Origin of the sequence: Tanticharoenia sakaeratensis NBRC 103193 (assembly GCF_000963885.1) — a bacterium.
Taxonomy (GTDB): Bacteria; Pseudomonadota; Alphaproteobacteria; order Acetobacterales; family Acetobacteraceae; genus Tanticharoenia; species Tanticharoenia sakaeratensis.
Map to the genome: position 1 here is coordinate 20,296 of NZ_BALE01000001.1, position 18,887 is coordinate 39,182.

The following is an 18,887-nucleotide window of genomic DNA, read 5'->3' on the forward strand; positions in this document are numbered from 1 at the left end:
GGACCGCGAAGGAAATGTTTTCGTGACGACAGACCATGGCTTCCCCCTTTTCTCCCTTGCTGGCCGCCGCGCGCTGGTAACCGGCTCCTCGAAAGGGATCGGCTATGCGATAGCGGAAGGGCTCGCCGCACACGGCGCGTCCATTGTGTTGAACGCCCGCAGTGCCGGACCGCTGGAGGAAGCGCGCGCGCAGCTCGCGTCGACAGGGGCAGAGGTTGCGGCCCGCGCCTGTGACGTGACCGATCCCCACGCCGTCGCAGCGATGATCGCCAGTATCGAGGACGAGATCGGGCCGATCGACATCCTGATCAACAATGCCGGCATCCAGCACCGCGCGCCGCTCGACGAATTCCCGATCGAAGCCTGGAAGCGACTGACCGCGACCAATCTCGACAGTGTGTTCTACGTCGCTCAGGCCGCAGCCCAGCGGATGATCCCCCGCAGGAGCGGCAAGATCGTCAACATCTGTTCGGTGCAGAGTGAACTCGCCCGGCCGAATATCGCGCCCTATACCGCGACCAAGGGCGCCGTGAAGATGCTGACCAAGGGCATGGCGACCGACTGGGCGCGGCACGGCCTGCAGTGCAACGGGCTCGCCCCGGGCTATTTCGCAACCGAACTCAACGATGCGCTCGTCAAGGACGAGGCATTTTCGGGCTGGCTTGCCAAGCGCACGCCGGCCGGGCGCTGGGGCGAGGTGAGCGAGCTGATCGGCGCTGCCGTATTCCTGTCTTCGGATGCGTCGAGTTTCGTCAACGGCCACATCCTCTACGTGGACGGGGGGATCACCGCGTCGCTCTGAGCGGCGCATCCTGCATGAAGGCGCCCAGGCCCCGATCCAGCGCGCGCTGGAAGGCGGCAAGGGTCGCCTCGCCCACATAATGCTCGATCCCCTCGGCATCGATCAGGGCCTGTGCCCGGTCGACGCCCAGGGCCATCAGGAACGCTTCGACGATCCGGTGGCGCGCCCGTGTCTCTGCCGCGAGCGTCCGTCCCGCATCGGTCAGGGCTACACCGCAATAGGGGTTCTGGACGACCAGCCCCTCGGCCGACAGGCGGGCCAGCATCTTGGCAACCGTCGGCTGCGACACGCCAAGCCGCCCTGCCATGTCGATCTGACGAACCTGCCGCCCGTCTGCGCCAAGATCGGAAATCAGTTCGACGTAGTCCTCGACCAGCACGTTGCGCCGAGCTGCGCGGTTGGCGCGGAAGCCTTCGGACTGGGAACGGGGATCAGGCATGGCACGCACCTTCTGCCTCGGAACGTGGTCGACCACCGTGTTCCCGACACACAGGATATGAGCGGATGAATATCGGCTGTGAGCCGAGGCATCCACCCCCATGGTGGTTGCACGAGCGTCTGCCACGCCAGTCCGCTGCTGCACAATCGATTATAGCACATTGCATAACAGGGCTGGTCATGCCCCTATGCACGCCATGACGCCCCGCAACGACGATGCACCTCCGTCCACATTCGCGCCGGCTACCGACGGCAGCACGACTGCGCCGTCAGGCGATCAGGGTCTGACGGGCTCGGTCCGGATCGCGACCGGCAGTGCGACGTGGTTCCGGCGCTTCCTGTCGTTCGTAGGGCCGGGCTACATGGTATCGGTCGGCTACATGGATCCGGGCAACTGGGCGACCGACCTGCAGGGCGGTTCCGCGTTCGGCTACAGGCTGCTGTGCGTCATCCTGTTGTCGAACCTCATGGCGGTGCTGCTGCAGGCACTTTCAGCCCGTCTCGGCATCGCGACCGGTCGCGATCTCGCACAGAGCTGCCGCGACCGCTTCCCGCCCGTGGTGAATCTTCTGCTGTGGGTTACATGCGAGATCGCGATCGTCGCGTGCGATCTGGCGGAAGTCATCGGCACGGCGGTCGCGCTCGAGCTGCTGTTTCACATCCCCCTGCTCGGAGGCGTCTGCATTTCCGGCCTCGATGCGCTTCTGGTGCTGGCGCTGATGTCGCGCGGGTTTCGTTATCTCGAAGCGTTCGTCATGGCGCTGCTTGGCGTGATCGCAGTCTGCTTCGCCATCCAGGTCGCCGCCGCCGCGCCGCCGCTTGCGGGCGTGCTGAACGGCCTGCTGCCGCATGCCGACATCCTGACGGACGGGCCGATGCTGTATGTCGCGATCAGCATCATCGGCGCGACGGTCATGCCGCATAATCTTTATCTGCATTCCTCGATCGTCCAGACGCGGGCCTATGCACGGACCGAAGGCGGCCGACGTGAAGCGCTGCGCTGGGCGACCTGGGACAGCACGATCGCGCTCACGCTTGCCCTTTTCGTCAATGCCGCGATCCTGATCGTCGCGGCGGCGGCCTTCCACACCACAGGCCATCGCGGCGTCTCGGAAATCGAGGACGCCTACCGCCTGCTGTCCCCGATCCTCGGGCTCTCGGCAGCCTCCATGTTGTTCGGCCTCGCCCTGCTGGCCGCGGGAACCAATTCGACCGTCACCGGCACGCTTGCAGGCCAGATCGTGATGGAAGGCTTCCTGAACCTGCGCATACCGAACTGGGCCCGGCGTCTGCTGACACGCGGCATCGCCATCGTGCCGGTGATCGCGGTCACGATGATGTATGGGCATCAGGGCGTTGGAAGACTGCTGATCGCCAGTCAAGTCGTCCTGTCGCTGCAGCTGCCGTTCGCGGTGATCCCGCTCGTGATATTCGTCTCCGATCGCAGGCGCATGGGCACGTTCGCGATCTCGCGTCCGGTCTCGGCCCTGTCCTGGGCAGTGGCGCTGCTCATTCTGCTGCTGAACGGTAAATTGCTGTTCGACACCCTTTGAGATCCCGCGACAATGGCCTCGTGCGCTCCGCGATCTACCTTACGCTATATTACTAACTGTCTGCCGAGACTTGCCGTTGCTCTCGGCATGCTCGTCATGACAGACACCAGCGTCGTGGCCGGGCCCGCCGGATCGCCGGTCGCCAACGAGGGGGAAGCGACGCCCAGCAGCGGCTTTTTTGCAAGCGACCTGTTCGCTCTGCATGGGCAATCGACCTTCGTGTTTCAGGGGCATGATGGATTTCATGCGCCCTATGGCGGCGCACAGAGTCTTCAGCATGACGCAAGCGGCGACGAAACCTGGGATCTGACGCTGTTCGACGGCGTGCATCCGTGGTCCGGCGGTGAAATCTGGCTCAACGAAGAGATCGATCAGGGCTTCGGCATCGGCAACACGCTTGGGCTGGCGGGGTTCAGCAGCGGAGAAGCCTACAAGGTCGGGCGGGCTGACCCGTATTTCCGCCTGCAACGCGCCTTCGTCCGGCAGACGGTCAATCTCGGCGGCGCGCCGGATACACAGTTGCCGGACCTCAATCAGTTCGGCCTGAAACGGTCGTCCGACCGCCTGGTCCTGACAGCCGGGAAATTCGCCGTCACCGATATTTTCGACGCCAACCGGTATGCCCACGATCCGAGGCAGGATTTTCTCAACTGGACCCTGATCGATACCGGCACCTTCGATTACGCCGCCGATTCGTGGGGATACTCGGTCGGCGCGGCGGGAGAGTGGTACACCGGCCGCTGGACGATGCGCGCGGGCACGTTCCTGATGTCCAACGTGCCCAACAGCCCGGATATCGACACCAGCTTCCACCAGTTCCAGACCGACGGCGAGATTGAGGAGCGGCACAGCCTGTTCGGCCAGCCGGGCAAGTTCCTGCTGACCGCGTTCCTGACCCACGCCCGCATGGCGCGTTTTGCGGACGCGGTGACGCTGGCGGACCGGACGGGTCAGCCCGCCGATGGCGCAGCCGTGCGACGCATCGGCAATCGCCCCGGTGTCAGCCTGAGCCTTGAACAGCAGATCACGCCCGATATCGGCGCGTTCGCGCGCGCGGGCTGGGCGGACGGGAAATTCGAGACATACGAATTTACCGACGTGGACCGCACGCTGGCGGCGGGGATATCGATCGGCGGCCGGGCATGGCGTCGCGCGAACGATACGATCGGCCTCGGCGGCGTCATCAACGTCGCCTCGCGCGGGCGGATCGCCTATCTCGGGGCGGGCGGGCTCGGATTGCTGGTTGGGGACGGCAGGCTTCCCAATCCCGGCGGCGAACATATCGTCGAGACGTATTACGATGCGGATGTGTTCGGGCCGCTACATACCGCGCTCGATTACCAGTGGGTTGGCAATCCGGCGTATAATCGTGATCGCGGGCCAGTCTCGATCGCGGCGATCCGGCTGCATTTACAGATGTGAGAGCTGGGACGCTGTATGAGCCTTGGGGGCTCTGCCCCCACCAAAGGGCAGTCGCCCTCCGGAACCCCTAATTTAGGTAGGGGTGAAAGGAACGCGTCCCTTTCCGGAGAGCGGGGCAAAGCCCGGCAAACGTGCCACCCATAGACGTCCGAACGCGCTCACCAAGGCCCCACAGATCAACCCGCGGTTCCATCCGTCGCTGCCTCGTCATCCACGAGGCGCACCGTCAGATCCCCCTCCCCGCCGACCAGCCCACGGGCGAAGTCCTGCGCCGAAAACGGCCGCAGATCCCCCGCCTGCTCGCCTACGCCGACATAGTGCACCGGCAGCTTGTAGGCGTCGGCCAGCGCCACCACGATACCGCCGCGCGCCGAACCGTCGAGCTTGGTCACGACGAGCCCCGTGACGTTGATGAGTTCACGGAACACCCGCACCTGCTCGACCGCGTTCTGGCCCACCGTCGCATCCAGCACGAGCAGCACTGAATGCGGCGCGGATTCGTCGAACTTGCGCATGACGCGGATGATCTTGGCGAGCTCTTCCATGAGCGCGCCCTTGTTGTGCAGGCGTCCGGCCGTGTCGATCAGCAGAAGGTCGGCCCGCGCTTCCGTTGCCTGTTTCACGCCTTCATAGGCGAGACCCGCCGCGTCGCTGCCGGGCTTGCCCGCGATGACGGGTGCCCCGGTCCGCTGGCCCCAGACCTGAAGCTGCTCGACGGCGGCAGCGCGGAACGTGTCGCCCGCGACCATCATGACGGATTTGCCCGCCTCGCCGAACTGGCGGGCGATCTTGCCGATGGTGGTCGTCTTGCCGGAACCGTTGACCCCGACGACGAGCACGACATGCGGGTGGTGCTTCGGATCGGGCTCGAACGGGACTGCGACCGGCGCCAGCACGCGGGCGATCTCGGTAGCCAGGGTCTCGCGGATCTCGGCGGCCGTGACGTCCCGGCCAAAGCGCGTCGCCCGGAACTCCTCGATCACGCGGGACGCGACCGCAGGCCCGAGATCGGCTGCGATCAGCTCGTCCTCGAGATCCTCGAGCGCTGAATCATCGAGACGGCGATGGGTGAAGACCGCGCCGAACTTCTGGGTCGAGCGCGACAGACCATCCCGCAAACGGGAGAAGAAACCAGCCATTCAGGCGATCTCGGCCAGCAGCACGGCCCCGTCAACCTTTTTCCGTCCGGGTGCGTCCGCCACGCTCTTCAACCGCACCCGGCGGATCGATCCGCGTCCCTCCGGCACGGGGTCGATCAGGCGAACCGGCGCGAACTGCTCGGAATGGCCGAACGCCTCCGATTCCAGCAGCACATCCGCCTCGCGCCCGACGAGACCGGCCAGATATCGATAACGCAGTGTCGCACCCAGTGACCGCAGGGCAGCGGCACGGACACGTCGTTCGGGCATCGGCACGCCCGGCATGCGGGCAGCCGGCGTGCCGGGCCGCTCGCTGTAGGGAAAGACGTGAAGGAACGCGACCCCCAGCTCGTCCAGCAGGTCGCATGTCGCTTGGGCCTGGGCCTCGGTTTCCGTCGGAAATCCTGCGATCACGTCGGCCCCGAGGCCGATATCGGGCCTCGCGGCGCGAGCGCGCGCCACGACCGCGCGCACCTGCGCCACGTCATGCCGCCGCTTCATGCGCTTGAGGATCAGGTCGCATCCGGCCTGAAGCGACAGATGCAGATAGGGCGCAAGACGCGGCTCGTCGGCCAGCAGCTTCCAGAGCGTCTCGTCGATCGCGGCGGGATCGATGGACGACAGACGCAGGCGCCCGAGTTCGGGCACAAGGGTCAGAATACGGCGACACAGATCGCCCAAAGGCGGCCTGCCCGGCAGATCGGACCCCCAGGAGGCGATGTCGACACCTGTCAGCACGATCTCGCGATGACCGGAGGCGACCAGTGCGCGGGCCTGCGCCACGGCAACGGCCGCCGGGACCGAACGCGACGGGCCGCGCCCATACGGGATGACGCAGAACGTGCAGCGATGGTCGCATCCCTGCTGCACCTGAAGGAACGCGCGGGCATGGCCCGCGAACGCGCTGATCGGCTGCGGATCGGCGGTTCTGGCCGTCATGATGTCGGAAACGGCGGTCTCCGTCGCATCGGCAGCCCAGCTTTCGGGCCGCAGCTTTTCGGCATTGCCGAGCACCCGCGCAACACCGGGCAATGCAGCCCAGGCGCCCGGATCGCGCTGGGCCGCGCAGCCGGTCACCACGATGCGCGCATCGGGCCGTGTCCGGCGCAATTTTGCAATCGCCTGACGCGCATCCCGCTCGGCTGCCGCCGTCACGGCACAGGTGTTGACGATGACCGTATCGCGCAGGGCGGCCGCATGGCCGCGCATGACTTCCGACTCATACAGATTGAGGCGGCAGCCGAAGGTCAGCAGCTCCGCGGCCGCGCCATCGCGCGCACTCAAGAATGATCCTCCGGTAGGCTGTCCGAAAAAACGCCCGAAAAAACGAAGGTCGCGGGTCCCGTCATGAACACATGCCCCTCCTCGCCCGGCCGATCCGGCATGCGCCAGTCGATATCGAGCACGCCGCCATCGACCTCGACCGTGCAGGCGCGGGCCGCATGGCCTTGCCGTGCGGCATTCACCACTGCGGCACACGCGCCTGACCCGCAGGCCAGCGTCAGCCCGGCCCCGCGTTCCCAGACACGCAGACGCATGCAGTCGGGCGCGATCATGCGGGCGAAGCCGATATTGGCGCGCTCCGGGAACAGGGCATGGTGCTCGAGGACCGGTCCCAGCGCTGCGGGATCAGGCATGTCGCCTTCCGGCCCGAAGACGAGCGTTGCATGCGGATTGCCCATGGAACAGGCCGCCGGCCGGTGCGGCAGATCAAGGGCCAGCGTGTCACAGGGATGCGCGAGCGGCACGTCCGTCCAGTCGAGGCGGGGCGCGCCCATGTCGACCGTCACCCGCCCATCCTCGTTGATCGACGCGGGCAGGAGACCTGCCATGGTCTGCAGCGCAACTCGGTCAGTGCCCATACGCTTCGATTCGAACAGGGCGACGCACCGCGAGGCATTGCCACATGCACCGGCCTCGGAACCGTCGGGATTGAAAAAGGCCACGGCAAGATCGGCTTCTGATCCCCTGGCTGCGTTGAGGACGACAAGCTGATCGCAGCCGATGCCGCGATGCCGGTCGCACAGCTTCGTGATCAGGCCTGGTGTCAGCGAGGCATGAGGCTGGTTGCGCAGGTCAAGGACGACGAAATCGTTCCCCGCCCCGTGCATCTTGTGAAACTCGATCGGCATGCCGGAGTTATAGCGCGCCCGGAGAGCGCGCGCATCCGGCTTCTGTCAAAGTGTGCGCCGTCAAGATGAAAACAGAGCGGAACGAACAGCAAAAGCACAATTCGTCATCAAGTTTCCACTATTGCCTGTCAAAAAACTTTTGTTTTCATACCGCGCCGGGCCGCAGTAGCTGACGGCGAGACCAATCGGGACTGCTTTGTCATGGTGTTTCTTTCGCAACCCAGGCGCACACCGCGCCTCTACTGGCTGGTGCCGCCCGGCGGCAACATGAAGCCGGACCTGTCGCGGATTGCCGGCAGTGGAGCTGGCGTTGCCGTGCAGGAAAGCGATGCGCAGGCGCTTTCTCCCATGCCGCTTCCCTGCCTGAAGCTCGACCGCGGCCTGACCTGCGCGCGTATTGAAGGCGCGCGCGATGGCAGCCGGAGGCTTCTGCAATGCAGCCTGCCGTCCGATGTCGCGGCCTGTCGCGGCGAGACCACGGCACCGATCGCCGTCATGCTCGATATCGTGCTCGGCGAGACAACCGAAGATGCGTGGGCCGAGACTGAGCGCCTGATCGAGGAAGGCCTGCCGGCACGAACGGCTGCGTCCGCCCTCGTGGGCACGGCGCAGGACGTTGCACACCGGATCGAGAATTACCGCGCGCTCGGCGTGACCGACATCGTGCTGAGCGCACCGCCCGAGCGAGCGCCTTATGAAGCGGTGCAACGCACCCTTCTGCCGCTGCTCGGACGCATGCGCGATACACTGCCGGAACCGGCTTTCCTGACCGGATCGGCGGCGCCGGCCGGGTTGACAGCCGGGGCCCCTCTGCCCAACTGACCGCGATCCCCGTTGGGACGGTTTATGGGAGAGTACTGTTGAGCGACGCGTCGGAAGGATTTCACGAAAAGGCGTTCACGCGCGCCAACGACGAGCCTGACACGATCTTCTTTGCCAGCCGCCAGCCGGACACGCTGATGGATCTTGGTGCCCGGACGGCTGTTTCCGCCCTGTATCGCACCGTCCTGCCCGAAGGGGGCGTGCTGCTTGATCTGATGACCGGCGGGTTTAGCCACCTTCCCGATGGTGTCGCCTTCGCCGGGGTGATCGGTGTGGGTGTCGGCCGGGCCGCGCTGGATGCAAATCCCGTCCTGACCGAGCGCGTCCTGCATGATCTCAATGCGAACCCCGTGCTGCCGTTCGAGGATGACAGCATCGATGCCGCGATGCTGTGCGATGGTCTGGCCTATCTGACCGATCCGGTCGCGGTCCTTACGGATGTCTGTCGCGTGCTCAAGCCCGGCGCGCCATTGGCCATCACGTTTTCCGACAACTATCACGCCGCCAAGGCTGTCGCGTTGTGGCAGGCGCTCGAGGCGCCGGATCGGGTCCGTCTGGCCGGAATCCTGCTGACGCGCGCGGGTTTCGCCGAGCTCGACACGGGCGAGGTCACGCCGCCCGAGGATCTCACGGCGTGGCAGGACACGGTTCATGCTGTCATCGGTCGCAAGCCGGTCTCCTGAAAGGCACGCCCGCGTGCATTTCGGCTTCCGGCCCCATTTGTCTGGCTTTTTCCTCGCGTCTTCATTAAGACGCGCGGTTCCCCTGCCGTTCAGAGCCCAAAAAGACCATACATGAGTTTTCCTGACCTGATTGCCCCCCTTGCCAGCGCGCTGTCCGCGCGCGGCTATGCCGAGCCGACCCCGGTTCAGGCTGCCGTGCTCGCGCCGGAGCTGGAGACGCGGGACCTGCTGGTGTCCGCGCAGACCGGTTCGGGCAAGACGGTCGCGTTCGGGCTCGCGCTCGCGCCGACGCTGCTGGGCGGTGCCGAACGCTTCGGCCCCGTGACGCAGCCGCTGGCGCTGGTCGTCGCACCGACGCGCGAGCTTGCGATGCAGGTTCAGGCGGAACTGTCGTGGCTCTACGAGCAGACCGGCGCACGGATTGCGACCTGCATCGGTGGAACCGACGCGCGCCGCGAGGCCCGCACACTGGCGCATGGCGCGCATATCGTGGTGGGCACGCCGGGCCGCCTGTGCGACCACCTGTCGCGCGGCGCTCTCAAGCTCGGCGGCCTGCGGGCGGTCGTGCTGGACGAAGCCGACGAGATGCTCGACCTCGGCTTCCGCGAGGAACTCGAGAAGCTTCTGGACGCGGCCCCGGCCGATCGTCGCACGCTGCTGTTCTCCGCGACGATCGCGCGTGAGATTGCAAGCCTTGCCAAGCGCTTCCAGCGCGACGCGCAGCGGATCGACACGGTGTCGGGTGCCAAGCAGCACAGCGACATTTCCTATCGTTGCGTCCTGACGGCGCCGGACCAGCTCGGACGCGGCCTCGTCAACCTGCTGCGCTTCTACGAGAGCCCGACGGCGATGGTGTTCTGCAACACCCGCGCCATGGTGGCGACCGTGCAGGCCGCCCTTCTGGAGCGCGGCTTCACCTCGGTCGCGATTTCCGGCGAGATGGGACAGAACGAGCGCTCGCGCGCCATCGAGATGCTGCGCTCGGGCCAGGCCCGCGTCTGCGTTGCGACCGACGTTGCGGCGCGCGGCATCGATATTCCCGCGCTGTCGCTGGTCGTTCATGCCAGCATTCCGAGCGAGGCTGCGACTCTCCTGCACCGTTCGGGCCGGACGGGCCGCGCAGGTCGCAAGGGCACGAGCGTCCTGATGGTGCCGCTGAATGCGCGCCGCCGCGCCGAGCGCCTGCTGCAGAATGCGAAGATTCAGGCGACGTGGGAAAGTGTCCCGACGGCCGATGCGATCGCGGAGCAGGACGCGACCCGTCTGCTGGAAGATCCCGCGCTGACCGAAGCGGCACCCGACAGTGCCGATACGCTGATCTCGACGCTGACGGAACGCTTCGATGCGGCCACCCTCGCCTCGGCGCTGGTACGCCTCTATCGCGCGCGCCTTCCGCAGACCGAGGACGTGCGTCCCGTGACCGTCGAGCAGCCGCGCGGCAGCTATGGCGATTCACCGCGCGCACCGCGTGAGCCGCGCACATTTGCGGACGAGGGACTGGGTGGTTCCTGGTATCGCCTGAGCGTCGGCCGTGACGAGCGGGCCGATCCCAAATGGCTCGTGCCGCTGATCTGCCGTCTGGGCGGCGTGAAGAAGCGCGAGATCGGGGCGATCCGGATCGAAGGCGACCATTCGCTGTTCGAGATCGCATCGGAAAGCGTCGACAAGTTCAATGCCTGCGTCGCGGCCATGGATGCCGACGAGGTGCGGATCGAAGCGGCGGCCGCCCCTGCCGGCGGTTCGGGTGCGCCTGTGCGCCGGTCACGCCCGTCGTCGGCCGGTGGACCCGGCGGGCGCAGCGGCCCGCGTGGTGCGGCGCCCGGTGCCGGTCGCAAGCCGTTCAAGGGCCAGGCATCATCGCGCAAGCGCCGTTTCTGATCGCGCGTGAGGGCCGGTCAGCCGGACCTTACATGCTCCGGCAGATATGAATCGCGGCAGCCCTGACGGGCTGCCGCGATTTTTCGTTCAGGCGGTCGAGGTCATGCGGGTCGTGACACGGCCCGCATCAGAGATCAGACCCCGACCATTACGTCCGATGCCTTGACGACGGCGTAAGCCTCGTTGCCGACCTTGAGGGCAAGATCATCCACGGCCTCATTCGTGATGGCCGCCTTGATGATCGTGCCGTTGCCGATGTCGATGCTGACATGGGCGGTCGTCTGGCCCTTCGTCACCTCGACGATCCGGCCCTTGATCTGATTGCGTGCACTGAGTTTCATTGTCTTCAATCCTGTCTTCCTGAAGGTCAGCCGCCGTGCGGGATCGCACTGGCGCCTCCGGGCGCCCGCGGTGTCAGGGAGTTCGGCATGCCGAGCGGCGGCAGGCTCGGGGCCGCGGTCCGCCGGGATACCGGGCCGGTTATCCCCGGCGGTACACGGCCGAGGCGCGCCCGCTGCGCGTCGTCCAGGCTGCGGAGCCTGGCACGATGCATCTGCTCCGCGTCCTGCATGCGGGCGATATGCATCCTGCGGGCGTCGCGAAGCTGCGCGAGCCGGGTCTGTTCCTGCGATATCTGCTGTTGCAGGACGAGACGTTGGGCACCGTGAGCCAGCTGGCTCTGCGCCATCAGGGTATTCAGCCGTGTCTCGTGCTGATCCAGCTCGATTTCATGCGCGCGGGTATAGCTGTTCGGCTGGTCGCATGTGTTCTGCGAAGCCATCGGCGTTCCCCCGGCTGCCCTGCCGCCGTCCGGGCGGGCACAGCCCCCGTCCGGAATTCCCTGAGAGGGCAATGCTTCAGCTGAAGTAGCCGAAGCCACCGCACCGAGTACGGACGCGAGCAGAACCAGCATGGGATACGAGCAGCGGCAGACTGACGTGGGTCGTTCTGGCATGGATCGTCGTCCGGCTCTCATGCGCGAAGGGCGGCGAGCGCTTCGTCGAGCGCGGACATGACCTTCGGGTCCGGCTTCGGGGGATGCGGGTCGAGTTTTTCCAGATGATCGATCATGGCTTCCATCACCACGAGACGGGAGAACCATTTGTGATCCGAAGGGACCACGAACCACGGTGCGCATGGCTGGGCCGTATGTGCAATGGCTTCCTCGAAGACGTGCTGGTAATCCGGCCAGAAGCCACGCTCTTTCAGATCGTTCGGATCGTATTTCCAGCGTTTGTCCGGCTGCTCGAGGCGTGAAACCAGACGCTCTCTCTGTGCTTCCGGCGAGATGTGCAGGAGGAACTTCAGGACTGTGATGTTCTGGCGCGCAAGATAGCTCTCGAAATGCCGGATATCGGCATAGCGATCCTGCCAGAACGCATCGCTGCGCGGATCGCCTGCCACGTCGCCCGCGCGGATGCGCTCGGGGTGGACTCGCAGGACCATCACGTCTTCATAGTGGCTGCGGTTGAAGATGCCGATCCGCCCCCGTTCGGGAACGTGCTGGTGGATACGCCACAGGAAATCATGCGCAAGTTCGATGGTGTTCGGCTGCTTGAATGCCGTCACCACGACGCCCTGCTGGCTCAGATCGGCCATCACATGGCTGATGACGCCATCCTTCCCCGCCGTGTCCATACCCTGCAGGACCACCACGACACCCCGACGTCCTTCGGCGTACAGGTTCTCCTGCAGTTCCGCGAGGCGCTTCGAGCGGGCGCGCAGGCGCTTGAGACCCTGCGCCTTGTCCATGCCGTCGCGCACCGCGGTTTCGTGGCCGGCCAGCAGAAAACCTTCGCCGGTTTCCACCTTGTAGGGGCGCAGGAAAGCCGCGCGCGCTTCGGCCGCGCGCGCCACCGTCCGGTCAGACATTGCCAAGGGTACGGTCGACGGACAGGCCGCCGGATGCCTGGCAGAGCGGCATCATCTCGATGTGGTTGACGTTCATGTGCAGCGGCAGGCCCATCAGCCACGACACGGTCTCCGCAATGTCCTCGGGCGTCAGCGGTGTCGTGTCCTTGTAGACATCGGCCGCCTTGCCGTCGTCGCGCAGGCGCACGTTGCTGAACTCGCTGCCGCCGCACAGGCCGGGCGCGATCACGGTCGCACGGATCTTCGTCCCCAGCAGGTCGCAGCGCAGGGACTGCATGAACTGGTCCACGAAGGCCTTCGTGCCGCAATAGACGTTGCCGCCGAGATAGGGATAGGTGCCGGCCGTGCTGCCCAGCGCCATGATGTAGCCCGTGTTGCGCTCGATCATCCCCGGCAGGATCGCGTGGGTGATTTCCGCCATGCCGCGCACGTTGGTCGCGATCATGGTCTGCCAGTCGGCGACCTTCGAATCGATTGCCTTGCCGACGCCCAAAGCCAGCCCTGCGTTGTTGATCAGCACGTCGATCTCGCGAAACCCTTCGGGCAGGCTGGACGGCAGGGCCGCATTGGCTGCCGAGTCCGTGACGTCGAGCTGATACGGCAGCACGGCGTCGCCGAGTTCGGCGGCAAGCACCTCGAGCCGCTCGCGCCGGCGGCCGGTTGCGATCACCTTGTGGCCTTCGCGGACCAGGCGGGCTGTGATCGCCTTTCCGAACCCTGCCGTCGCACCCGTCACCAATACCGTCGCCATGTCCGCGTCTCCGTCTCGATCTTTGTGTGTCAGGTTTTAGGAGTGCGCGAGATACGCCAGGGTTGCAAATCGGAACGGCATACCTTCATCGTAGGATATGCCAAATCTAACCGCCGAACGCGGCCGCGGGCTCGCGGGCACCGGCCACGACAGCCTGACCGGCAGTCTGCTGGTGGCAAGTCCGGCACTTGCCGAATCCCCCTTTGCGCAAAGCATCGTCTATGTCTGCGCCCATTCCGTCGAAGACGGCACGATGGGCCTCATCGTCAATCGCCGCCTGCCACAGCCGAGCCTGGACGAACTCATGGAACAGCTCGGGATCGAACCGGCGCCCCCGCGCCGCCGGATCGGCCTGTGTCTGGGAGGACCGATCGATCATACGCGCGGCTTCGTGCTGCATTCCTCGGACTGGAGCGGTGACGGCAGCCTGTCGGTCGACGACACGACCATGCTGACCGCAAGTCTCGATGTCCTGCGGGAAATCGCAGGCGGCCGCGGGCCGAAGCACGCCCTGCTGGCGTTGGGTCATGCGATGTGGGAGGCGGGCCAGCTCGAGGAGGAGATGGTGCGTCACAGTGCGTGGCTGAACGTCCCGGCGACCGAGCAGCTCGTGTTCGGCGCGGATCATGCGGCGAAATGGCGGCGGGCGCTGGCCGCTACGGGAATCGATCCCGTGGCACTGCCCGATGCCGTGGGCCACGCCTAGACGCGAGCCCAAGGGCTGTCCGGGTGCGGAGCCGGTTCAGGCCACGGTCAGCCCGGCGATCTCGCGGTCGTGCCGGGCGCATCCGGCCGGCGTGATGACAAAGCGCCCCTGCTCGTCCTGCCGGGCAAATCCCATGCGGCAGAGCCGCTCCAGGCAGGGCTGATCGCGCAGGCCTTCGGGCCGCCCGACATCCTGACACAGGAGCAGTCGGTGCAGCGCCGAACGGCAGCATGTTTCCAGATAGGGCTCGTCCCACATGGGACGGCAGTTAAACGAACCGGTTCATGCGGCACAAGTGAAAGCTGGACGACAGACAGCCCGGTACGCCGCATGCGCCGTCCGCTTCTCCTTTTCAAATCGCGCCACATGGGGCACCAACCGCAGTCATGACCCTGCTGAACCGCCTTGCCCCCTTCGCCCTGCATCGCCTTCCTCCGGAAACGGCACATGAGGCCGCGATCGCTGCTCTTCTGCTCGGCCTCGGCGGCCGCGCGCCGCGCGACGTTCCGGCTCTGAGCGTCCGGGCGATGGGCTTGCGCTTTCCCAACCCGATCGGACTGGCCGCCGGGTTCGACAAGGATGCCCGCGCGATCCGCCCGCTGGGCCAGCTCGGCTTCGGGGCGATCGAGGCAGGCACCGTCACGCCGCGTCCCCAGCCGGGTCAGGCGAAGCCCCGTCTGTTCCGCCTGCCGGAAGACGGTGCGCTCATTAACCGCATGGGATTCAACGGCTGCGGGATCGACCGTTTCTGCCGGCGGCTCGCACGCCTTTACCGCCCGATGCCCGGCGGTCGCGTGCGCGGCGCGGGCGTGCCCCTCGGGGCCAATCTCGGCATCAACAAGGAGGGGGCCGATCCCTTGGGGGATTATGCAGCGCTCGTCGCGCGTGTCGGTCCCTATGTCGACTATGTCACCATCAACCTGTCTTCTCCCAACACACCGGGTCTTCGCGACCTGCAGAGCGCGGACCTGCTGGGCCAGATCCTAGCCGCGATCGCTGAACGCAACCCGGAAAGGCCGCCACTCCTGATCAAGCTCGCGCCGGATCTTCCCGATGATGCGCTGCAGCCCATCATCGAGGCTGCCGTCTCCGGCGGGGCGGACGGGCTGATCCTGACCAACACGACGATCGCACGCCCTGCCGACCTGCGCAGTCCGCATGCGGCAGAAAGCGGTGGCCTGTCGGGACGACCCCTGCATGACAGGTCACGCGACATGCTCCGGCGCGCAGCCGCGCTCAACGCCGGCAGGCTCGCGCTGATTTCCTGCGGTGGAATCGAATCCGGTGCGGACATTCTGGAGCGGATCCGCATGGGGTGCGATCTGGTGCAGATCTATACGCGCTTCATCTACGAAGGCGCTGCGATGCTGCCGCGGCTCAAGCAGGAATTGCTGGTGGAGATGCGCGCCGGCGGCTTCGAAACACTCGCCGATGCAAAGGGAACGGTGGCAATTAGCCCGTGAGGTCGCGATACCGGCGGCGCGCCCGACGCATCGTCACCGTTCCGGAATGCGGGTCGCGCTCTCCATCGACGATGCAGTCGCGACCGGCCTGTTTGGCGGCATAAAGCGATGCGTCCGCCCGTGAGACGAGGCTCTGCCACGTGTCGCCGGCCCGTGCATGCGCCACGCCGATGCTGCAGGTCACACGCATGGCTTCATTGTTGAACTGGAACGCGCGCTCGGTCGCGAGCGTCTTGAGGCGGGCCAGACGCGACCGGGTGTAGTCGGGCGATCCTTCGAGCAGGATCAGGAATTCCTCGCCGCCGTACCGTCCGAGATGTTCATCCGAGAGGGCGTGGGCTCTGAGGCGTGCGCTGAATTCGCGCAGGACCTCGTCGCCCGCCAGATGGCCGGCCAGATCGTTGATGCGCTTGAAGTGATCGACGTCGAGGAGCCCGATCGTCAGCCCCTCGTCGCTGCCGATCGTCTCGCGCCGAAGCGCGCGATCGAGACGATCCTGAATGGCCCCCCGGTTCAGTGTCTGGGTCAGACCGTCCATCGTGGCCTGGATGACGAGCGCTTCCTGCGCCGCCTTGATGGCACGCGTGCGCTCGGCGACGACGAGTTCGAGCTCATGCTCCCGGCGCAGAAGCTGCCGGATCCGCAGCCGCACCAGCCCGTAGACCAGAACCGCCAGCACGGCGGCGGCCATCAGGTCGACCCACATCCACTGCCACCAGGGCGCCTGCATGGTCGCGGTGATCTCGATGGGGCTCGAGTCCTGATGCGTCACGGGATTGTAGGCATAGACGTGGAAAGTGTGCGTACCGGGCGGCAGCGCCGGATATCGCGCGACGCGCTCGGCCGTATCGACCCAGCCCTGATCGACACCATCCATCCGATAGCGGAAATGGACCGAACCGAAGTCCGCGACATTCAGGGTGCCGAAGACGATCTCGACAGCGTCCCGTCCGTATGGGTGATCGCCGGCCAGTGCCTGTCTGCCCAGCCGCGCATTGATGATGGCAAGGGTCAGCGCCGGCCGGCTGAAGATCCGCTCCGGATGCAGCAGATGGGACGCACCATGGCTCGTGCCGAACCAGAGCGTGCCGTCAGGCGCCACGGAAATCGCGTCCTGAACGATATCGTTCCAGATCAGCCCGTCTTCTATCGTGACGCCAGTCCACTGCCTGCCATTGAAGACGGATACGCCCTGATCCGTCCCGACCCAGAGCCAGCCGCGCTTATCTTTCGCCAGGGCAACCACAGTGTTTGAGACGATGGTCGGCGGGTAGATCGCATCGAGCTGCGCGACGTGATTTCCATCCATGTGGAGATGGTACAGCGGGCCGGCTGATCCACCGACCCAGATGGAGCGGTCGGTTTCCGCCATGACCGTGCGTGGCTCGAAATTCGCCTCCGGCCAGCTGCGCAACACGATATCGTTACGACCATCTACATAATGATGAAGCGCGCCATGTTCGATGAACCACATGTCGCCCGGCGCGCTCAGCGACGCAGCCAGAACAGCGCCGCCTATGCCCGGCACCGTGGTCACGACGGGCAATGCCGACGTCAGATCGATCTTGCTCAGACCGCGCGCCTGCGCGATCCATAGTGTCCCATTCGAATCACAGGTGGCAGACCAGGAACGTCCTCCCGATAGCTGGAGCATCCTTGTCCCGCGGTCGGACACATCAACGAGGGTCGTATCGTTCGCTATTGCGAACAGTCGACGGGTGCCGCAGTGACCAACCAGCTTGGCGTCATATTCATACTGCGTAAGCGGCAACAGTTTGCCGTTTTCAATATTGTAGGATGCAAGCCCTCCGCTCGAGGCGAACCATGTCGGGCCCATCGTGGGTTGCACGGACCATATTTCATCATCGGGAAGACCGTCACGTCTGCTCCAGTTTGCCCAGTCATTGAGGCCCTGAATGAACAGCAGGCCGCTGCCGCGCAATCCGAGCCAGAGAGAACCATAGCCATCGGGCGATACGGCCACGATCGAACCCGCGGGCACGCCCGAGGCCTCATCGAGCCATTCCCAGTGGCCCGGCAATCCGTAGAAGAAGCCGTTATTGCCCGGGACGACCAGATTTCCGTCAGGCAAGGCACTCAGAACGTTATGAGAGGCTTTGTGGCTGACAGAGCCTGCCGGCAGATCGAACTCGTCCATCGTGCTGCCGGAACGCTGGATATGCGCGATTTTCTGGGACGATCGCAGCCAGAAGGAACCATCCTTCGCCATGCTCGCACTGGACCAGACGAACTGTGCGTCCTGATCGTGCGGGACGGCGCATTTTCCCGAGACTTTGACAGGCGTTGTGGACGAGACGTCATCGCCCGTCATCGCGCCTGCATCGAACCAGCAGAGTTTTCCATTCTTGACCGAAATAAAAAGAGTCTGCTCACTATTATTTGCATCGAAAAAATGGACGATGTCGTCTGCGTCAATCTTCTCGTGGCCGGTTACCGTCAGGTCAACATCACGCCAGCCGCCCGTATCGACGTCGAGAGATACCACTCCGTTGCCGTTTGAAAATATTATCTTCTGCCTGAGCATCGCAAAGCCCGTGGTCGCATTGCGAATGATGGAAGACGGAAGAACAGCCACGCGCTGAAACACGATGTCTTCCGGAGAAACAAAAACGGATAGGGGTTTGTTGGCGACGAATACAGCGTTCGAAAATATGAAAATCAGTCGTCCGGTAGCGTCATGGAATATTTCCTCGACAAACCCTCCGTCCGGCAGGCCCTGCTTCGCTCCGAGATTACGAAATACGCGACCGTCGAAATAAAAGGCCCCATGTTCCGTTCCGGTAAAAATATACCCGCTTCGATCGGGCTGTATGCAGCTTATGTCGAGGTCGAACAGCCCCGATGCGACATTGAATTCGGCGGAGGATACCTGACGAGCGGACGCGGTCGACACGAGGCATGTCATCAGGAAAGATGAAACGAAGATGACCAGGCGCAATCCGGCACTGCCAAGCTTCAGCACGATGCTTGCCCCTGACAGGTCAACCCAGCTTTCGTTCGATTTCGTACCACTGAATATCAATACCTGCCGCAAAGTTTGCTTTTGTTTAGAACAATAGCAAAACCTGCCCCGGTTTTGCACCGGGGCAGGTTTATCTTACCCGCTTTGTATACAGAAAAGCTGCTCTGATAGTCAGCCCACGGACACAGCAGCCGGCGGTGGGTTCGTGTCACGCCACATCGCAACCTGGGCAGCAGCCGGCGG

The 18,887-nt window shown here is 65.0% G+C and carries 19 protein-coding genes; 9 read left to right on the forward strand and 10 right to left on the reverse strand.

What is annotated here, in order from left to right; all coding sequences use genetic code 11:
• Positions 1-22: 22 nt before the first annotated feature.
• Positions 23-802 (forward strand): SDR family oxidoreductase, encoded by a 780-nt coding sequence (locus tag B8446_RS00090; protein ID WP_048845962.1) that lies wholly within the window; start codon positions 23-25, stop codon positions 800-802.
• Here the strand turns inward: B8446_RS00090 and mntR are convergent.
• Positions 786-1,277: a manganese-binding transcriptional regulator MntR gene (mntR, locus tag B8446_RS00095; protein ID WP_264921880.1), complete on the reverse strand. Its 492-nt coding sequence runs from the start codon at positions 1,275-1,277 to the stop codon at positions 786-788. The two genes, B8446_RS00090 and mntR, sit on opposite strands and share 17 nt — an antisense overlap.
• Before the next feature lie 160 nt (positions 1,278-1,437).
• Between mntR and B8446_RS00100 the strand changes: the two genes are divergently transcribed.
• Both B8446_RS00100 and B8446_RS00105 read left to right on the forward strand, forming a co-directional pair.
• On the forward strand, positions 1,438-2,793 hold the full coding sequence (locus B8446_RS00100) for an Nramp family divalent metal transporter (RefSeq protein ID WP_241767556.1): 1,356 nt from the start codon (positions 1,438-1,440) through the stop codon (positions 2,791-2,793).
• 96 nt (positions 2,794-2,889) lie between these two features.
• Positions 2,890-4,215: a carbohydrate porin gene (locus B8446_RS00105; protein WP_199484016.1), complete on the forward strand. Its 1,326-nt coding sequence runs from the start codon at positions 2,890-2,892 to the stop codon at positions 4,213-4,215.
• 176 nt (positions 4,216-4,391) lie between these two features.
• Here the strand turns inward: B8446_RS00105 and ftsY are convergent, their stop codons facing one another.
• The 3 genes from ftsY to dapF are packed head-to-tail and all read right to left on the reverse strand — an operon-like array spanning position 4,392 to position 7,486.
• On the reverse strand, positions 4,392-5,354 hold the full coding sequence (ftsY, locus tag B8446_RS00110; RefSeq protein ID WP_048845968.1) for a signal recognition particle-docking protein FtsY: 963 nt from the start codon (positions 5,352-5,354) through the stop codon (positions 4,392-4,394).
• Complete coding sequence (gene mtaB / locus B8446_RS00115) at positions 5,355-6,638, reverse strand: tRNA (N(6)-L-threonylcarbamoyladenosine(37)-C(2))-methylthiotransferase MtaB (RefSeq protein WP_264921878.1); 1,284 nt, start codon at positions 6,636-6,638, stop codon at positions 5,355-5,357.
• On the reverse strand, positions 6,635-7,486 hold the full coding sequence (dapF, locus tag B8446_RS00120) for a diaminopimelate epimerase (RefSeq protein ID WP_048845971.1): 852 nt from the start codon (positions 7,484-7,486) through the stop codon (positions 6,635-6,637). Before dapF ends, mtaB begins: the two co-directional genes overlap by 4 nt.
• Positions 7,487-7,687: 201 nt before the next feature.
• On the opposite strand from dapF, the gene B8446_RS00125 reads away from it, so the two are divergent.
• The 3 genes from B8446_RS00125 (at position 7,688) to B8446_RS00135 (ending at position 10,869) form a co-directional block, all read left to right on the forward strand.
• Positions 7,688-8,308, forward strand: coding sequence for an LLM class oxidoreductase (locus B8446_RS00125; RefSeq protein WP_048845973.1), 621 nt, complete (start codon positions 7,688-7,690; stop codon positions 8,306-8,308).
• Between the two features lie 38 nt (positions 8,309-8,346).
• Positions 8,347-8,991 carry a class I SAM-dependent methyltransferase gene (locus tag B8446_RS00130; protein ID WP_048845976.1) on the forward strand — a complete coding sequence of 215 codons (645 nt, stop codon included), beginning with the start codon at positions 8,347-8,349 and terminating at the stop codon, positions 8,989-8,991.
• 111 nt (positions 8,992-9,102) lie between these two features.
• Positions 9,103-10,869: a DEAD/DEAH box helicase gene (locus tag B8446_RS00135; protein WP_048845978.1), complete on the forward strand. Its 1,767-nt coding sequence runs from the start codon at positions 9,103-9,105 to the stop codon at positions 10,867-10,869.
• A 134-nt stretch (positions 10,870-11,003) separates the two neighbouring features.
• On the opposite strand, the gene B8446_RS00140 is transcribed toward B8446_RS00135, so the two are convergent.
• From B8446_RS00140 to B8446_RS00155, 4 genes are all read right to left on the reverse strand, one after another.
• Positions 11,004-11,210, reverse strand: a complete 207-nt coding sequence (locus B8446_RS00140) for a TOBE domain-containing protein (RefSeq protein ID WP_048845980.1) — start codon at positions 11,208-11,210, stop codon at positions 11,004-11,006.
• 26 nt (positions 11,211-11,236) lie between these two features.
• Positions 11,237-11,650 carry a hypothetical protein gene (locus tag B8446_RS00145; RefSeq protein ID WP_048845982.1) on the reverse strand — a complete coding sequence of 138 codons (414 nt, stop codon included), beginning with the start codon at positions 11,648-11,650 and terminating at the stop codon, positions 11,237-11,239.
• A gap of 191 nt (positions 11,651-11,841) precedes the next feature.
• Complete coding sequence (locus B8446_RS00150) at positions 11,842-12,741, reverse strand: PPK2 family polyphosphate kinase (protein ID WP_148505766.1); 900 nt, start codon at positions 12,739-12,741, stop codon at positions 11,842-11,844.
• Positions 12,734-13,492 carry an SDR family NAD(P)-dependent oxidoreductase gene (locus tag B8446_RS00155; protein ID WP_048845985.1) on the reverse strand — a complete coding sequence of 253 codons (759 nt, stop codon included), beginning with the start codon at positions 13,490-13,492 and terminating at the stop codon, positions 12,734-12,736. The genes B8446_RS00150 and B8446_RS00155 overlap by 8 nt, the downstream gene beginning before the upstream one ends.
• 97 nt (positions 13,493-13,589) lie before the next feature.
• On the opposite strand from B8446_RS00155, the gene B8446_RS00160 reads away from it, so the two are divergent.
• Positions 13,590-14,198 carry a YqgE/AlgH family protein gene (locus tag B8446_RS00160; RefSeq protein ID WP_048845987.1) on the forward strand — a complete coding sequence of 203 codons (609 nt, stop codon included), beginning with the start codon at positions 13,590-13,592 and terminating at the stop codon, positions 14,196-14,198.
• Positions 14,199-14,234: 36 nt separating this feature from the next.
• On the opposite strand, the gene B8446_RS00165 is transcribed toward B8446_RS00160, so the two are convergent.
• On the reverse strand, positions 14,235-14,456 hold the full coding sequence (locus tag B8446_RS00165) for a hypothetical protein (RefSeq protein ID WP_048845989.1): 222 nt from the start codon (positions 14,454-14,456) through the stop codon (positions 14,235-14,237).
• 128 nt (positions 14,457-14,584) lie between these two features.
• Here B8446_RS00165 and B8446_RS00170 point away from each other — a divergent pair, with 128 nt between their 5' ends.
• Positions 14,585-15,661, forward strand: a complete 1,077-nt coding sequence (locus B8446_RS00170) for a quinone-dependent dihydroorotate dehydrogenase (RefSeq protein ID WP_048845991.1) — start codon at positions 14,585-14,587, stop codon at positions 15,659-15,661.
• Here B8446_RS00170 and B8446_RS00175 read toward each other — a convergent pair.
• Positions 15,651-17,819 (reverse strand): ligand-binding sensor domain-containing diguanylate cyclase, encoded by a 2,169-nt coding sequence (locus B8446_RS00175; protein ID WP_158507498.1) that lies wholly within the window; start codon positions 17,817-17,819, stop codon positions 15,651-15,653. The two genes, B8446_RS00170 and B8446_RS00175, sit on opposite strands and share 11 nt — an antisense overlap.
• 21 nt (positions 17,820-17,840) lie before the next feature.
• On the opposite strand from B8446_RS00175, the gene B8446_RS16185 reads away from it, so the two are divergent.
• Positions 17,841-18,182 (forward strand): hypothetical protein, encoded by a 342-nt coding sequence (locus B8446_RS16185; protein ID WP_158507499.1) that lies wholly within the window; start codon positions 17,841-17,843, stop codon positions 18,180-18,182.
• Positions 18,183-18,887 lie beyond the last annotated feature (705 nt).

Coding starts and splice junctions, on each gene's coding strand:
- B8446_RS00100 (WP_241767556.1), top strand. CDS start 1,438: ATGACGCCCCGCAACGACGATGCACCTCCGTCCACATTCGCGCCGGCT.
- B8446_RS00105 (WP_199484016.1), top strand. CDS start 2,890: ATGACAGACACCAGCGTCGTGGCCGGGCCCGCCGGATCGCCGGTCGCC.
- ftsY (WP_048845968.1), bottom strand. CDS start 5,354: ATGGCTGGTTTCTTCTCCCGTTTGCGGGATGGTCTGTCGCGCTCGACC.
- dapF (WP_048845971.1), bottom strand. CDS start 7,486: ATGCCGATCGAGTTTCACAAGATGCACGGGGCGGGGAACGATTTCGTC.
- B8446_RS00125 (WP_048845973.1), top strand. CDS start 7,688: ATGGTGTTTCTTTCGCAACCCAGGCGCACACCGCGCCTCTACTGGCTG.
- B8446_RS00135 (WP_048845978.1), top strand. CDS start 9,103: ATGAGTTTTCCTGACCTGATTGCCCCCCTTGCCAGCGCGCTGTCCGCG.
- B8446_RS00140 (WP_048845980.1), bottom strand. CDS start 11,210: ATGAAACTCAGTGCACGCAATCAGATCAAGGGCCGGATCGTCGAGGTG.
- B8446_RS00145 (WP_048845982.1), bottom strand. CDS start 11,650: ATGGCTTCGCAGAACACATGCGACCAGCCGAACAGCTATACCCGCGCG.
- B8446_RS00150 (WP_148505766.1), bottom strand. CDS start 12,741: ATGTCTGACCGGACGGTGGCGCGCGCGGCCGAAGCGCGCGCGGCTTTC.
- B8446_RS00155 (WP_048845985.1), bottom strand. CDS start 13,492: ATGGCGACGGTATTGGTGACGGGTGCGACGGCAGGGTTCGGAAAGGCG.
- B8446_RS00160 (WP_048845987.1), top strand. CDS start 13,590: ATGCCAAATCTAACCGCCGAACGCGGCCGCGGGCTCGCGGGCACCGGC.
- B8446_RS00165 (WP_048845989.1), bottom strand. CDS start 14,456: ATGTGGGACGAGCCCTATCTGGAAACATGCTGCCGTTCGGCGCTGCAC.
- B8446_RS00170 (WP_048845991.1), top strand. CDS start 14,585: ATGACCCTGCTGAACCGCCTTGCCCCCTTCGCCCTGCATCGCCTTCCT.
- B8446_RS00175 (WP_158507498.1), bottom strand. CDS start 17,819: ATGGACGAGTTCGATCTGCCGGCAGGCTCTGTCAGCCACAAAGCCTCT.
- B8446_RS16185 (WP_158507499.1), top strand. CDS start 17,841: ATGCGCGATTTTCTGGGACGATCGCAGCCAGAAGGAACCATCCTTCGC.